This is a genomic window from Accumulibacter sp., assembly GCF_036625275.1.
Classification (GTDB): Bacteria; Pseudomonadota; Gammaproteobacteria; order Burkholderiales; family Rhodocyclaceae; genus Accumulibacter.
On sequence record NZ_JAZKUD010000021.1, the window covers coordinates 1 to 14,481 of the forward strand.

General features: G+C 61.1%; 15 protein-coding genes. 10 read left to right on the forward strand and 5 right to left on the reverse strand.

Going from position 1 to position 14,481, the window contains the following annotated elements; all coding sequences use genetic code 11:
• The first annotated feature begins 215 nt into the window (after positions 1–215).
• The 5 genes from rplM to erpA all read left to right on the forward strand — a co-directional run bounded on the left by rplM (position 216) and on the right by erpA (position 2,772).
• A complete protein-coding gene (gene rplM, locus V5B39_RS09435) occupies positions 216–644 on the forward strand; it encodes a 50S ribosomal protein L13 (RefSeq protein WP_034925822.1) in 429 nt (142 codons plus the stop codon).
• A 9-nt stretch (positions 645–653) separates the two neighbouring features.
• Positions 654–1,046 carry a 30S ribosomal protein S9 gene (rpsI, locus tag V5B39_RS09440; protein ID WP_034925820.1) on the forward strand — a complete coding sequence of 131 codons (393 nt, stop codon included), beginning with the start codon at positions 654–656 and terminating at the stop codon, positions 1,044–1,046.
• A gap of 93 nt (positions 1,047–1,139) precedes the next feature.
• Positions 1,140–2,168 (forward strand): N-acetyl-gamma-glutamyl-phosphate reductase, encoded by a 1,029-nt coding sequence (gene argC / locus V5B39_RS09445; RefSeq protein WP_332342642.1) that lies wholly within the window; start codon positions 1,140–1,142, stop codon positions 2,166–2,168.
• A 105-nt stretch (positions 2,169–2,273) separates the two neighbouring features.
• Positions 2,274–2,417, forward strand: a complete 144-nt coding sequence (locus V5B39_RS09450) for a hypothetical protein (RefSeq protein WP_332342643.1) — start codon at positions 2,274–2,276, stop codon at positions 2,415–2,417.
• 4 nt (positions 2,418–2,421) lie between these two features.
• On the forward strand, positions 2,422–2,772 hold the full coding sequence (erpA, locus tag V5B39_RS09455) for an iron-sulfur cluster insertion protein ErpA (protein ID WP_034925815.1): 351 nt from the start codon (positions 2,422–2,424) through the stop codon (positions 2,770–2,772).
• Positions 2,773–2,861: 89 nt separating this feature from the next.
• On the opposite strand, the gene V5B39_RS09460 is transcribed toward erpA, so the two are convergent.
• The gene (locus V5B39_RS09460) at positions 2,862–3,911 is read right to left on the reverse strand and encodes a COX15/CtaA family protein (RefSeq protein WP_332342644.1); all 1,050 of its coding nucleotides are present in this window, start codon (positions 3,909–3,911) and stop codon (positions 2,862–2,864) included.
• Between the two features lie 290 nt (positions 3,912–4,201).
• Between V5B39_RS09460 and V5B39_RS09465 the strand changes: the two genes are divergently transcribed.
• The 5 genes from V5B39_RS09465 (at position 4,202) to V5B39_RS09485 (ending at position 8,572) form a co-directional block, all read left to right on the forward strand.
• Entirely contained in the window at positions 4,202–4,351 is a 150-nt protein-coding gene (locus tag V5B39_RS09465) for a hypothetical protein (RefSeq protein WP_171047387.1), read from the forward strand.
• 30 nt (positions 4,352–4,381) lie between these two features.
• Entirely contained in the window at positions 4,382–4,921 is a 540-nt protein-coding gene (locus tag V5B39_RS09470) for a cytochrome C oxidase subunit II (protein ID WP_332342645.1), read from the forward strand.
• 15 nt (positions 4,922–4,936) lie between these two features.
• Positions 4,937–6,631: a cbb3-type cytochrome c oxidase subunit I gene (locus V5B39_RS09475; protein WP_332342646.1), complete on the forward strand. Its 1,695-nt coding sequence runs from the start codon at positions 4,937–4,939 to the stop codon at positions 6,629–6,631.
• 137 nt (positions 6,632–6,768) lie between these two features.
• A complete protein-coding gene (gene cyoE / locus V5B39_RS09480) occupies positions 6,769–7,659 on the forward strand; it encodes a heme o synthase (protein WP_332342647.1) in 891 nt (296 codons plus the stop codon).
• A gap of 40 nt (positions 7,660–7,699) precedes the next feature.
• Positions 7,700–8,572: an SCO family protein gene (locus V5B39_RS09485; protein WP_332342648.1), complete on the forward strand. Its 873-nt coding sequence runs from the start codon at positions 7,700–7,702 to the stop codon at positions 8,570–8,572.
• Positions 8,573–8,626: 54 nt separating this feature from the next.
• Here the strand turns inward: V5B39_RS09485 and trhA are convergent, their stop codons facing one another.
• The 4 genes from trhA to V5B39_RS09505 all read right to left on the reverse strand — a co-directional run bounded on the left by trhA (position 8,627) and on the right by V5B39_RS09505 (position 14,475).
• On the reverse strand, positions 8,627–9,244 hold the full coding sequence (gene trhA, locus V5B39_RS09490) for a PAQR family membrane homeostasis protein TrhA (protein WP_332342649.1): 618 nt from the start codon (positions 9,242–9,244) through the stop codon (positions 8,627–8,629).
• Positions 9,245–9,384: 140 nt separating this feature from the next.
• Complete coding sequence (locus V5B39_RS09495) at positions 9,385–11,535, reverse strand: putative bifunctional diguanylate cyclase/phosphodiesterase (RefSeq protein WP_332342650.1); 2,151 nt, start codon at positions 11,533–11,535, stop codon at positions 9,385–9,387.
• Positions 11,532–13,910: a response regulator gene (locus V5B39_RS09500; RefSeq protein ID WP_332342651.1), complete on the reverse strand. Its 2,379-nt coding sequence runs from the start codon at positions 13,908–13,910 to the stop codon at positions 11,532–11,534. The genes V5B39_RS09495 and V5B39_RS09500 overlap by 4 nt, the downstream gene beginning before the upstream one ends.
• Before the next feature lies 1 nt (position 13,911).
• Complete coding sequence (locus tag V5B39_RS09505; RefSeq protein WP_332342652.1) at positions 13,912–14,475, reverse strand: YfiR family protein; 564 nt, start codon at positions 14,473–14,475, stop codon at positions 13,912–13,914.
• Positions 14,476–14,481 lie beyond the last annotated feature (6 nt).

The window sequence follows — 14,481 nt, forward strand, 5'->3', positions numbered from 1 at the left end:
ACGTCAGACGCCGAGAATTCAGGGAGAACCGAGGTCGCAGAAATAGCCGGTTTGAGAACCATAAGGGAGTCTTCCAGTACGCTCAAAAATCCTTTATAACACTATGGGCTTAAATTTGGAACTGCTGACGTGCGAAACAGCAATTGACACCAGTTGCCGACTTGCCATACCATGCTGGGCTTTCCGTTATCAGGCAAATAAGGACGGCGTTCTTGATGAAGACTTTCTCTGCCAAACCGCATGAAGTGTCACGCGAATGGCTTCTGGTTGATGCCACCGACAAGGTGCTGGGTCGCCTTGCAACCGAAATTGCTCGCCGCCTGCGCGGTAAGCACAAACCCGAATTCACTCCGCACGTGGATACGGGCGACTACATTGTCGTCACCAATGTCGAGAAGTTGCGCGTCACCGGCAACAAGGCTGAGGACAAGAAATACTATCGCCACTCAGGCTATCCTGGAGGCATCTACGAAACGAATTTCACCAAGATGCAGCAGCGCTTCCCGGGTCGCGTCCTTGAACAGGCGGTGAAGGGCATGCTTCCCAAGGGACCGCTCGGTTACGCAATGCTCAAGAAAATGAAATGCTACGCCGGCGCCACCCATCCGCATGCTGCCCAGCAGCCGAAAGTTCTGGAACTCTAAGGGATCACCATGGCTGAAAATTACTTCTATGGCACGGGACGGCGGAAATGCGCCGTCGCGCGCGTCTTCATGAAGCCCGGCAGCGGCAAGTTTATTGTCAATGGCAAACCGGTCGATGAATTCTTCTCGCGAGTGACGGGGCGAATGATTGTTCGACAGCCGCTGCAACTGGTCGAGCAGACGGCTGGCTTCGACATTCTCGTCAATGTTGCTGGCGGCGGCGAGTCCGGCCAGGCAGGCGCAGTTCGGCATGGCATTACGCGGGCACTGATTGCCTACGACATGTCGCTCAAGCCAGCGCTTTCAAAAGCGGGCTTCGTCACTCGTGACGCTCGTGAAGTTGAACGCAAGAAAGTCGGTTTCCACAAGGCACGTCGGCGCAAGCAGTTCTCCAAGCGCTGACCGTATCCGGTTGCACCGCAAAGCCGCCTGTGGGCGGCTTTTGTATTCTCGTGGACTGGGAGCTTTCATTGCCAGTCATCGCGGAGACTGTTCATGATCAAGGTTGGAATCGTCGGCGGCACCGGCTACACCGGCGTCGAATTGCTGCGACTTCTGGCGCAGCATCCAGCAGTGCAGCTCGTTGCCATCACCTCCCGAGGAGATGCCGGCACTGCGGTTTCAAGCATGTTTCCGAGTTTGCGCCGACGGCTGACTCTGCAGTTCGAAGATCCGGCAAGCGCCAATCTGCAGGCCTGTGATGTGGTTTTCTTTGCCACCCCGAACGGCGTTGCGATGCAACAGGCCCCCACTCTGCTCGATGCCGGCGTGCGCGTGATTGACCTCGCCGCTGATTTTCGCCTCAGCAATGTGGCCGAGTGGAAGCAGTGGTACGGAATGCCGCACGGCAGTCCGGAATGGGTCGCCCAGGCAGTCTATGGTCTGCCGGAATACCATCGAACCGACATCCGCAACGCTCGCCTGGTCGCCAATCCGGGCTGTTACCCGACGGCAGTACAACTGGGCTTCATGCCGCTCCTCGAGGCTGGCGTGGTGGAACTGGATCATCTCGTCGCGGATGCCAAATCGGGCGTCTCCGGGGCTGGGCGCAAGGCCGAGATCCCAGCCCTGTTCTCGGAAGCCGCCGACAATTTCAAGGCCTATGCCGTCCCCGGACACCGCCATCTGCCGGAGATTCAGCAGGGTCTGTCGAGAATGGCTGGCAGCCCGGTCGGACTGACCTTCGTTCCCCACCTGACCCCTTTGATCCGTGGCATTCACGCCACCCTCTACGCGCGCATCAAGCGTGCTGACGACTTTCAGGCGATCTTTGAAAAACGCTACCAGAACGAGCCTTTTGTCGATGTCCTGCCGTCCGGTTCACATCCGGATACGCGCTCGGTACGGGCCGCCAACATCTGCCGTATCGCGGTGCATCGTCCCCAGCAGGGCAACATTCTGGTGGTGCTCTCGGTCATCGACAACCTGGTCAAAGGCGCCGCAGGCCAGGCCGTGCAAAATATGAACATCATGTTCGGCCTGCCTGAAACCGAAGGCCTCCGGCAACTGGCGGTGTTTCCCTGAGAATGTATCGATCCGCAGGGTCCAACGACAAAAATGTTATGATCAGTGGCAGCGGCATGGCTGCGATCAGAGCCTTGGAACCTCTGGAACTCATCGAAAGCAGACATGTCTGATCTGACGTTGCAAAGCGTCACGCTGCTTGACAAGCGCCTGTCCAATCCGGCAGGCATCAGAACCGTAGTACGAAAACTGGCCGCCACTGACCGATCCTGGCTCGAATCGGCGCAGATATCAGATTTTGGAGAATGATGTAATGAATGTAGCGACTGAAATGCCGATGCCCTTCGTGTTTACCGACAGCGCGGCTGGCAAGGTGAAAGAGTTGATCGAAGAAGAAGGTAACCCTGAACTGAAACTGCGGGTATTCGTCACCGGCGGCGGGTGTTCGGGTTTCCAGTATGGGTTCACCTTCGACGAGGTGGCCAACGACGACGATACCGCGCTGCAGAAGAACGGCGTCACCTTGCTGATCGACCCGATGAGCTACCAGTATCTGGTCGGTGCTGAAATCGACTACACCGAAGGGCTGGAAGGTTCGCAGTTCGTGATCAAGAACCCGAATGCCTCTTCGACCTGCGGTTGCGGCTCATCGTTTTCGGTTTAGGCCACTGGCAGGCTGAACCGGCAGCGAGAGGAGACTGCCCGGCGACGGCGCGGTCGTCGCCTTTCCTCAAACGCAGGAAAGGTTCAGCGTCAAATCGAATCACCCGGTACCCGCGCCACCCGAAGTTCGTGATTCAACCATAGCAGCAAGCCCAGGACGACCATCGCCCCGCCTTGATGCGCAGCCCCCAGGCCCACCGGAACGGCCAGCAGCAGGGTGGCAATGCCCAGCGCGATCTGGATGAACACCCCCACCAGCAACAGCGTTGCCGCCAGGCGCGCCGTCGAAGACACGGCTGCGCTCCTTATCTTCCACCAGAACCAAGGCACCAGAAAGACCAGCAGCCAGGCGCCCAGACGATGGTCAAACTGGACCAACGCCATGTTGTTGAAGAAATTCAGGTACCAGGGATCGATGATGAAGCTTTCCGGCGGCAGCACATGCCCGTTCATCAGGGGAAAGCTGTTGTAGGCCTTGCCGGCGCGAATGCCGGCGACAAAGCCGCCGGTGATGACCATGTAGCCGACCAGGATCGTCAGCCAGAAGCCAATCCGCTGCAGTCCCTGTAGCGCAACGTCGTGGCTGCCCCGGCTGCGCTCGCTGAGCAGGCCCATCGCCACCCAGAACATCGACAGGAAAATCAGGAAGGCCAGCGACAGATGCGCGGTCAGCCGATAGTGACTGACGCGCGGGTCGTCGACCAGGCCGCTCTTCACCATGTACCAGCCCATCGCTCCCTGCAACCCCCCGAGCACGAACATCCCCAGCAGCTTCGGAACCAGCGATGGCGCAATCCGGCGCCGCAACAAAAAGTAGATGAATGGCAGCAGGAAGACCAACCCGATCAGACGTCCGAGAACGCGGTGCCAGTATTCCCAATAGAAGATGCTCTTGAACTCTGCGAGCGTCATCTGGTGGTTAACCTGCTGGTATTCGGGGGTTTTCTTGTATTTCTCGAAGGTCTCGTCCCATTCGGCCGGATTGAGCGGCGGAATGACCCCGACAATCGGCTGCCACTCGACGATCGACAGGCCCGAATGGGTCAGACGTGTGACGCCACCGACTACCAGAATGGCGAAGACCATGGCACTGCAAATCAGCAGCCAGAGCGCAACTTGTCGGCGAGCAACCGTATCCATGACAGATCACCGGGGTGAAAAGCGAAGCCACGGATTATAGGCCCTTTGCGACGCTCCCCAAGCCTTGCGAAGACTGCGACCATTGGTCGCAGTCCAAACCATGGAATGCCGATGCCTGCTGGCTTTGCCGACCATCATCGGGTTTCCCCGGTTCTTGACGTGCATCAAATCAATGTCCGCCCGGCTGCAGGTATCCTGCGGTCAATTGTGCCCGGAAGGCCCAAGAAATTCGACCTTATCCGCAACTTACCAGCCGCCACAAGCGCAAATCATTGATGGAGGATACAAATATGGCCGTCAACAACGATGATGACGTTCCGTTCATGCAGAAGCTGCTGGACAACCACTTCCTGCTGCTGTTTCTCGGCGTGGCTTCACCCGGTTTGCTCTACATCCTGTGGGGCATCATCGACATCATGAACACTCCGGTTGCCAGGTAGGTCGGCCATTCACATCAGGGAGAAACAAATATGAGTGCAATTCTGCCGCCGTCGGAACGGCTCTGGTGGAAGCAACCCATCGACAAGGTCGAATGGGCGTGGATCGCGATCGCCTTCATCTGGGGGATGGTCATGTTCGTGATGATGATTTACTGGCACGTCTACGGGAAGCAGAACCTCTCCAACGAGGCCTACAAGACCAGCCCCGAGATGTTCGCTGCCAAGGCCGAAAAGTTCATCGCCGAAAACACCATCCGTACCGAGACCGACCAGAACATCCCGGTGGTCAAGGTGCCCGCGGGCGGTGACGGCTACCTGATCGCCCGGCTGTGGGCATGGTATCCGATCCTCGAACTGGAAAAGGGGCAGACCTACAAGATTCACCTGTCGTCGATGGATTACAACCATGGCTTCTCGCTGCAGCCAGTCAATATCAACATCCAGGTGATCCCAGGCTACGAGCACGTCGTCAAGATGACGCCGACCAAGGAAGGCACTTACGCCATCGTCTGCAACGAATACTGCGGCATCGGTCACCATTCGATGCTCGGCCGTATCTACGTGAAATAAGGGGGGAAAGAATAGATGGCAACGACCTACCGTACCTGTCCCATTTCCGGACTGCAATTCGAGGACCAGGCTGAGAAGCTGATGCGCTGGAACGCCGTCGTCGGCGTCCTCTGGCTGCTCGTCGGCGGCATCACCGCGCTGCTGGTCATCCTCACCCGCTGGCCGGCGATCAAGCTGCTGCCGGCCGACCAGTTCTACCTGATCCTCACCGCCCACGGTATCGACATGCTGATCCTGTGGATTCTGTTCTTCGAAATGGCGGTTTTATACTTTGCCTCATCGACATTGCTCAGGTGTCGGCTGGCGGCACCGAAGATCGCCTGGCTCGGATTCTGGCTGATGGTCGTCGGCGGCATCATGGCCAATATCGCGATCTTCCAGGGCGAGTCGAGCGTGATGTTCACCTCCTATGTGCCGATGCAGGCCGCTCCCCACTTCTACCTCGGGATCATCCTGGTCGCCGTCGGTGCGCTGCTCGGCGTCGCCATCTTCTTCGGTACGCTGGTCGTCGCCAAGCGCGACAAGACCTATCAGGGCTCGCTGCCGCTGGTCACTTTCGGTGCGTTGACCGCAGCGATCATCGCCACCTTCACGATCCTTGCCGGCGCCGGCATCCTGCTGCCGACCTTTTTGTGGTCGGTCGGACTGATCAAGGAAATCGACGCGCAGTTGTATCGCATGGTGTGGTGGGGTCTGGGACACTCGTCGCAACAGATCAACGTGGCCGCGCACGTCGCCGTCTGGTACCTGACCGCCGCCGTGATCTTCGGCGCCAAGCCCTTGTCTGAGAAAGTGTCGCGCTTCGCCTTCCTGCTCTACATCCTTTTCCTGCAACTCGCCAGTGCGCACCACCTGCTCTCCGATCCCGGCATGAGCGCCGAGTGGAAAGTGCTGAACACTTCCTACTTCATGTACTTCGCGGTGATGGCCTCGATGATCCACGGCTTCACGGTTCCCGGTGCGATCGAAGCGGCACAGCGGCGCAAGGGTTACACCAACGGTCTGTTCGAATGGTTGCGCAAGGCGCCCTGGGGTAACCCGGTGTTCTCCGGGATGTTCATCTCGCTGGTCAGCTTCGGCTTTCTCGGCGGCATCTCGGGGGTCGTGCTCGGTACCGAACAGATCAACATGCTGATGCACAATACCTTCTATGTCCCGGGCCACTTCCACACCACGGTCGTCACCGGCACGACGCTGGCTTTCATGGCGATTACCTACCTGCTGGTGCCGGTCCTCTTCCGGCGCGAAATGATCCTGCCCAAGCTGTGCCAGATCCAGCCCTACCTGTTCGGCATCAGCATGTCGGTGCTCGGCTTGGTCATGATGGGTGCCGGCACGCTCGGCGTCTCCCGCCGGCACTGGGACATGGCCTTCTCCGGCGCACCGTTCCAGTATGAATGGCCGGGTGCCGCCTATCTGATGATGGGGCTGACCGGAATCTTCGGAGTCCTCGCCGTGATTGGCGGCGGGCTGTGGATTCTACTCGTCGTCGGTTCGCTGCTGTTCGGCAAGAAACTCGACGGCGGCAAGGTTTCCGACCGGCCGACACCAATCCCGGGCAACACCCAGGCAGCCTCGGCCGTGGCGCATGGCAGCGACCACGTCGGTGTCCCCGGCACCGTCGTCCTGGCCCTGCTGTTGTTCGTCTGTTTTGTCCTTTACTACTTCGTCAACTGGAAGTACCTTTCCGAAGTCTGGCTGCTGAGCTGATCCGGCACCTCCCCACGCCATCGGCGTGGGGGCCTGCCTCAATCGGGTCCTGGCCACGACAGGTCCGATTCAAGCCGGCCCGCACACCTTCCAGGCCACCCGATCATTACCTTGACTGCTGCCGCTATCGACCACCCATGCCATCCGTCCGCGCATCGAAAAGCACCTTTCCCCTCCGTGCCGTTCTCGGCGTGTTCAAGCTGCGCATCGGGGTCGTCATCACCTTTACCGCCCTCGCCGGTCTGGCGGTCAGCCCCGGACCCAGCCTGAGCCTGCCGCAGTTACTCGTGCTGACCTTGTCGGTGCTGATTTCCTCGGCCAGCGCCGGAGCCTTCAACCAGTATTACGAACACGACAGCGACCTGCTGATGTCGCGAACCCGCCAGCGCCCCTTCGTCACTGGCGAACTTCGGCACGGACCGATCTGGCTACTGGTCATCGCCGCCCTGATGACGCTCTCGGTCGGTGCCGCCTGGGTCGCCCTGAATGCCTGGTCGGCGCTGTTTGTCTTCCTCGGCGCTTTCTTCTACGCCATCGTGTACACCGTGTGGCTGAAGCGGCGCACCTGGCTGAACATCGTCTTTGGCGGGCTGGCCGGAAGCTGGGCGGTGCTCGCTGGCGCGACCGCCGCCGACCCACAGCCCGGCGCCATCCCGCTGACCCTGGCACTGGTTCTCTTTCTGTGGACGCCACCGCATTTCTGGAGTCTGGCGATCGCCTTCCGTGACGACTACGCCGCCGTCGGCGTGCCGATGCTGCCGGTCGTCGTCGGCGACCAGCAAGCGGCAAACACGATTTTCTTCAGTACCCTGGCGCTGGTCGCGGCCAGCCTGTTGCCGCTGGCCTTCGGGCTTGGCATGATCTACTTCGCCGGTGCCTTCGCCGGTGGCTTCCTGTTCATTCAGAAAGCCTGGCGCCTGACTCGCGACCCCTGCCGCAAGTCGGCGATGATCTGCTTTCATGCATCACTCATCCAACTGACACTGGTCCTGTTCGGTGCCATCCTTGACACGCAACTCGGTTTCTGATTCTCGACGGCCCACCCCGGTGAATGGCTGGTTTGCCCGCGTGCTGCTCGCGTCCCTGCTACTCACGGCTCTCCTGCTCGCGGCACCCTCGCTGCTCGCCGACGACGCAACAACCGAAAAACCCAAGCTCACCGCTCGCCCGCAAGGGATCAACAGTACCCTGGTGCTCACCGCCCTGGACGAAAAAGCGGCTTTCGAACTCTCGCAAAGTGCGATCGGCAAATCGGTCGGAGACTTTGTACTCCTCGATCGCCAAGGCCGACCGGTCGAACTGTCGCATTATCGGGGCAAGCCGCTGCTGGTCAACTTCATCTACACCGCCTGCTTCCAGGTCTGTCCGACGACCACCCGCAACCTGCAGAAAGCCGTCGAGAATACGGTCAGCGTGATGGGTGCCGACCGCTTCAACATGGTCAGCATCGGTTTCAATCAGCCCTTCGACTCACCGGCTGCCTTGCGGGACTTCGCCAGACAATACGGCATCCGTCTGCCCAACTGGGAATTTCTGAGCCCTTCCCCGGCGATCGTCGGCGAACTGACGCGCAATTTCGGCTTCAGCTTTGTGGCCACCGCGGCTGGCTTCGACCATCTCAACCAAGTGACCTTGGTCGATTCCGACGGCAGGATCGTTCGCCAGGTCTATGGCGAGAAGTTCACCGCCGAGGACATCGCCGAACCGCTCAAGCTTTTGATCGCGCACTCGGCGATCTCGCCCGAGGTCGGCACACTCAATGAAATCATGCAGCGCGTCAGGATTCTCTGCTCGATCTACGACCCCGTGACCGGCAGATACCGGACCAACTACTCGATGTATTTCCAGATTGCCGGTTTCATTACCTTTGTCGGCTTCATGATCCATCTGTCGATCAATTTCTGGAAGAACCGGCGTCGCAATCAGGCGAGAACGCCTTGAACTGCTTAGCCTCGACCGCTGCAGGCGCATCACCGACCGTTCCCCGCTCGCCAATCAAAGAACGTAAAACAAGACCGCAAAGTAATGAGCCGTGCTGCCGGCCATCACGAACAGATGCCAGACACCATGCGCATGCCGAAGGCGGGTGTCGAGTACATAGAAGATGATCCCGCTGGTGTAGAACACGCCACCCGCCGCCACCCAAGCGAAGCCGGCCACCCCCAGCGCCTGCAACAGCGGTACCAGAGCCACCACGACCGCCCAGCCCATCACGATGTAGATCACCATCGACAGGATGCGGGCTTCGCTGCGCATGCGCAGTTCCTGTATGCTACCGAGCAGCGCCAGCCCCCAAACGACAGCCAGCAAAGACCAGCCCCAGGGACCGCGCAAGGTGACCAGGCAGAACGGGCTGTAACTGCCGGCAATCAGCAGATAGATACTCTGGTGGTCCAGCTTGCGCAGGATGTCCTTGGCACGCCCACGAAAGCTGTGGTAGAGCGCCGAAAAGCTGTAGAGCAACACCAGCGTCGCGCCGTAAATCGAGATGCTGACAATCTTCCACGCATCGCCGCTCTGTGCTGCCAGGACCACGAGTACGGCCGTACCAGCGACCGCCAGAATGGCCCCGACCAGATGTGTCCAGGCGTTGAATTTTTCCCCGTAGTACATATATCCTTCGATGACCCCGAGGGTTGACTCCTAGTGCTTTTCAAAATGTCAAAGGAACCGTTTGAAAAACGAACTGGCTTCCGGAACGAGTTCGGAATGACCGTATTTCAATGAGTTAGCGCCAGAACCAATTTGCCGTGTTACGGGGAGGGCACCGACAGGCAAGGGTCGAAACGGCCTCCGTTTCTGAGCAGGGCCTCGAAGCGATCGGCTGGCAGCGGTGGTGAGAACAGGTAGCCCTGCTGGAACAGACAACCGTGGGCGAGCAGGAAGCCGGCCTGTGCGTGTGTCTCGACGCCTTCGGCAACCACACGCATGCTGAACTGGCGTCCGAGTTCGATGATCGACAGGGCGATCGCGGCGTCCTTGCCGCCCTTGGTCATGTCGGCCACGAAAGATCGGTCGATCTTGAGTTCGTCGAGCGGAAAGCGCTTCAGATAGCTCAGCGAGGAAAAGTCGGTGCCGAAGTCGTCGAGCGACAAGGCAAAACCCCTGGCCCGCAATTCGTCCAGACGGGCGATGGTGTTGTCGGCATCGACCACCAGCAGCGATTCGGTCAGTTCGAGAATCAGTTGCTGCGGCGAGACGCCAGCGCGTTGCACGGCGTCGCAGCACTTCTCGGTGATGTTCTCCTGCAGGAAGCTCGGGCTGGCCAGGTTGATCGACAGGCGCAAGGGTTCGAGGCCGGCGTCGGTCCACTCTCGCAGGTGTCTGGCGGCGGTCGCCAGCACCCACTCGCCGAGGGCCACGATCAGCCCCGATTCCTCGGCCAGCGGAATGAACTGGCCCGGCCCGAGCAGTCCGTGCTGCGGATGTTGCCAGCGCACCAGTGCCTCGGCGCCAGCAAGCCGGCCGCTGGCGGCGTCGACCTTGGGCTGGAAATACAGGCACAACGCGTTCTCGGCAATGGCCTGCCGCAATTCATTTTCCAGATGGAGTTTGCGGCTGGCCGCAGCGTTCATTTCCTCGTCGAAGAAGCGGCAGGTCGATGGACCGGCCGCCTTGGCGACGTACAGCGCCTGCTCGGCGTGGCGCGACAAGGCTTCGACCGAATCGGCGTCGCGCGGAAAGACCGCGATGCCGACGCTGGCCGTCAGCACCACTTGGTGGCCCTCGACCGACAGCGGTCGGGCAATGGCCTGCTGCAGGCGCTCCGCGATGATCGCTGCCTGATTGGGGACACGCACTTCGAGGACCAGCACGGTGAAGGCATCGCCATCGATGCGCGAGACCATTTCGGCGGTACGCATCGGCGGATTCAGGGCCAGCAGGTCGGCCCCACGCACCGATACGCTCAGCCTTTTGGCGAGCGCGCACAACAACTGGTCACCGACGGCGTCGCCAAGCGCGTCATTGACGCTCTTGAAGTGGTCGATATCGAGATGGAGAATCGCGCACAGGCTCTTCTCGCGGCGCGCACGCTCGAGTTCGACCTCGGCCAGTTGGGCGAAGAACCGCCGGTTGGCCAGTCCGGTCAGGCCATCGTGCAAGGCCAGATGCTCGATGCGCTGCTGCGCCTCGACGCGTTCGCTGATGTCCTGCGTGAAGCCTTCGATCTTGACGATCCGGCCGCTACCATCACGAATCGCCTCGGCCTGCTCGAGAACCTCGCGCAACACGCCGTCCGGCCGACAAAAACCGTAGGAGATCTGGTACGGCTGGCCGTCGATCATCAGCGCCTGGCGCGCCGCGTGCACGGCTGCGCGATCGCTCTCCCGCACCACGTTGAGAAAAAGCTCGACGGTTGCCGCGCCGGCGAGTTTCCAGTCGCCGCCGAAGATCTGTCGCAGTTCGTCCGAGCACGCGAAGCGCGCATCGCTGAGCGACCATTCCCAACTGCCCATGCGCGCCAGACGCTGTGCGTGCGCCAGACTCTGCTGGCTGCGTGTCACCTCTGCAATGGCACGGCTGGCGCGCAAACCATAACGTACCCGTTGGGTCAGCAACAGCCAGTTGATCGGCTTGGTGATGAAATCGGTGGCGCCGGAAAGGTAAGCCTGCTCGATCGAATCGCTGTCGTTGAGGCCGGTCAGCATCACGATCGGCAACCACTTGCCGCGCGCGTGCTGCCGCAGGCGTTGGCAGACCGTGTAACCGTCGATGCCGGGCATCATCACGTCGAGCAGCAACAGGTCGAAATCCTGTTCCTCGAACATTTCCAGAGCCTGCTCGCCGCAGTCCGCCTCGCTGACCTCGAAGCCTGCGTGGCGCAGCGATTCGGAGGCGAGCATGCGGACCATCAGGTCGTCGTCGACGATCAGCAAGTGTCCGTGTGCAGGAAGGTTTCTCATATTGCCTTGGCCACTTCTGCGGCAGCGCGGTGCCGGGCCAGCGCGCCGACGAAATCATCGTAGGCACTGCGCAGCGTTTGCGGCCAGTCGGCTGCCGGTAGCTCACCGGCGCGCAAGCGCATTTCCAGATCCCTGGCTTTTTCGGAAAGCGCCATCGCACCGACCGTCGCGCTCGATGATTTCAGGGTATGCGCCGATCGCTGCAAGGTTTTGGCATCGCCCTGCTGCATTGCACTGTCGATGGCGGCAAGCAGTGTGGCAGTGTTACGGGTGAACATGTCGAGAACGCGGTCGGCAAACTCGGGGTTCGAACCATCGACGACCATCGGCAGTGATTGCACGATGCTGGGGTCGAAAGTCGGTGCCGCGTCGGTGTCGATGCTGTCCGCGGAGTCTGCCGCGCCGCTTGATCCGGCGGCGTCTGCCGGCGCATGCAGATGACGCGCCAGGATCGTCGTCAGTTGTGCCCGGTTGATCGGCTTGGCCAGGTAGTCGCTCATGCCGGCGGCCAGGCAGGCCTCGCGGTCACCGGCCAGGGCATTGGCCGTCAGGGCAATGATCGGTCGCGCGGTATCGCCTGCCGCCTGCTCCGCAGCGCGAATCCGGCGTGTCGCCTCGAAACCATCCATGACCGGCATCTGGCAATCCATCAGGATCAGGTCGTAGCGCGTGGCCGCGGCGGCGGCGACCGCCTGCGCGCCGTCGTGCGCGAAATCCACCTGACAACCCAGCGTCTGGAGGATCGCGCCGGAGATTTCGCGATTGGTTTCGTTGTCCTCGACGAGCAGCAGGCGTCCGCTGATCCGGGCAATGGCCGAGGGATTCGATTCCCATCTGGCCAGGGGCTGATGGTGCAGCTCGACGCGCTGCCGGAACCAGAAGGTTGACCCGCGACCTTCCTCGCTCTCGAAGCCGACGTCTCCGTCCATGCGCTGCGCAAGTTCGCGAATGATCACCAGACCGAGGCCGGTTCCGCCAAACTTGCGGGTCGTCGAGTTGTCGGCCTGCGTGAAAGGGGCGAACAGCTTTTCGCCGTCGGCGCGCGCAATGCCGATCCCGGTATCGCTGACGGCGTAACAGAGCTGGCAGTGATCCGGGTCGAGGCCGCTCGGGGACCCATGGTCCGCGGGGGGGGGCTCGCGGGTCAGGGAAAGGAAGATGGTGCCGCGTTCGGTAAACTTGACGGCATTGCTCAACAGATTGCTGACGATCTGCCTGACCCGATAGGGGTCGCCGAGCACCGCAGCGGGCAGGTCGGGCGCCAGCACTTCGCTGAGCAGCACGCCTTTGGTCGAAGCCATCTCGACGAAGGGCTGCGCTACCTCTTCGATCAGTTGCCGTGGGTCGAACGGGATCTTCTCGATCTCGAGTCGGCCGGATTCGATCTTCGACAGGTCGAGCACGTTGTTGAGCAGATGCATCAGCGATTCGGCCGACATCCGCAGGCGATCGACCTGGCGTCGCTGCGATTCGGAGAGCGAGGTATCGAGCAGCAGGTCGGCCATGCCGATGACGCCGTTCATCGGGGTGCGGATCTCGTGACTCATATTGGCCAGAAAACGCGACTTGGCGACATTCGCGCTCTCGGCCTGCTCCTTGGCCAGCCGCAGTTGTGCGGTGCGTGCTTCGACCTGCTGTTCAAGCGTGGCGCGGTGCTTGCGGAGCGCCTCGTCGCGCTCCTCGACCTCGCTCAACATGGTGTTGAAGCCCTGGATCAGTTCGCCGATTTCGTCGTGCTGCTGCACCGGTAGCCGGTGCGAATAGTCGCTGTCGTTGGCGACCAGCCGCATCACTTGCGTCAGGTCGAGAATCGGTCCCGACACCGATCGCTGCAGGCGCATCGCGAGCAGCAGGGCGGCAGCGAAAGCGATCAGCGCGCCGGCCAGAACCAGCAACATGCGCTTCGTGGTACTGCGCCACATCGGTCGCAGGTCGGATTCGATACTGAGCGTTCCGATCAGCTCGTCACCCTGGCGAACCGGATACTCGATCTTCATCGCGTCGGCGAAGTAGGAACCGATGACCCGTGGCGTCGCGGCGCCGGTCTGTGCCGCTGCCGCGGCCATGCCTCCGGCCGGATAGTGCGCAAAAACGGTGCCGTCGGGCAGGGTGATCGATCCGGCGAGAATCTCCGGACGCGCGCGCAGGCCGGACAGTGTCTCGCTGGCCGTGCGCGCATCGTCGAAGGCAATCGCCGATGCACTGCTGGCGGCGAGGATTTCGGCCATGCCGGTCAATTTGGCCAGTTCCGATTCGCGGTTGTTGTTGATTTCCGAGGCGGCAAACAGCAGCGTACTGATTGCCAGACCGGCGCCGACCGTCACGCCGATGATCAGCATCAGTTTGGCCTTCAATGGCCGGTCGGCAAAACGCATCTCAGTTCTTTCCCTTCAGGTTGGCCAGATTGCGCGCCAGTTTGAGCAGATTGGAGCTGGCCCTGAGTTGCGCCTGCTCGAGGCTGTCGCGGTTGACTTCGAACTGCAGCCGTCCGTCGCCCTGGACGATGCCGATCGCGCCGCCGACGTCGATGAAGCCATCGGCGTCGCTGACCGTCAGCACCGCCTGTCCGGCGAGTGCGCGCAGCACCAGGGTCAGGCGGCGTGCTTCCGAGGCGCCGATGTACAGCACCTGGCAGGGGCGTGTTTCGTCGACACCATTGAGCAGTCGCACGGCCACCAGGCGTCCCTGCACCTGGCGGTCCTGCAGCGCCGTCAACGCGCCGCCGATCGAGTCGTGACCCAGCAGACAGATCAACAAGGGCGATTCGCGGCTGGCGAAAGCACGCTCGGGCCACTCGATATAACGCGCGAAGTTTAGCACGAAGGCCGCTTTGGCCTGTGGCTCGGCGAGGGTGCCCTGCGCCAGCGCGGGCTCATTCAAACCGATGGCAAGGGCGATGGCCGACAGCAGGGCAGGCCAGCGCCGGGCAGAAAAAATCACCCGAAT

Coding starts and splice junctions, on each gene's coding strand:
- rplM (WP_034925822.1), top strand. CDS start 216: ATGAAGACTTTCTCTGCCAAACCGCATGAAGTGTCACGCGAATGGCTT.
- rpsI (WP_034925820.1), top strand. CDS start 654: ATGGCTGAAAATTACTTCTATGGCACGGGACGGCGGAAATGCGCCGTC.
- argC (WP_332342642.1), top strand. CDS start 1,140: ATGATCAAGGTTGGAATCGTCGGCGGCACCGGCTACACCGGCGTCGAA.
- V5B39_RS09450 (WP_332342643.1), top strand. CDS start 2,274: ATGTCTGATCTGACGTTGCAAAGCGTCACGCTGCTTGACAAGCGCCTG.
- erpA (WP_034925815.1), top strand. CDS start 2,422: ATGAATGTAGCGACTGAAATGCCGATGCCCTTCGTGTTTACCGACAGC.
- V5B39_RS09460 (WP_332342644.1), bottom strand. CDS start 3,911: ATGGATACGGTTGCTCGCCGACAAGTTGCGCTCTGGCTGCTGATTTGC.
- V5B39_RS09465 (WP_171047387.1), top strand. CDS start 4,202: ATGGCCGTCAACAACGATGATGACGTTCCGTTCATGCAGAAGCTGCTG.
- V5B39_RS09470 (WP_332342645.1), top strand. CDS start 4,382: ATGAGTGCAATTCTGCCGCCGTCGGAACGGCTCTGGTGGAAGCAACCC.
- V5B39_RS09475 (WP_332342646.1), top strand. CDS start 4,937: ATGGCAACGACCTACCGTACCTGTCCCATTTCCGGACTGCAATTCGAG.
- cyoE (WP_332342647.1), top strand. CDS start 6,769: ATGCCATCCGTCCGCGCATCGAAAAGCACCTTTCCCCTCCGTGCCGTT.
- trhA (WP_332342649.1), bottom strand. CDS start 9,244: ATGTACTACGGGGAAAAATTCAACGCCTGGACACATCTGGTCGGGGCC.
- V5B39_RS09495 (WP_332342650.1), bottom strand. CDS start 11,535: ATGAGAAACCTTCCTGCACACGGACACTTGCTGATCGTCGACGACGAC.
- V5B39_RS09500 (WP_332342651.1), bottom strand. CDS start 13,910: ATGCGTTTTGCCGACCGGCCATTGAAGGCCAAACTGATGCTGATCATC.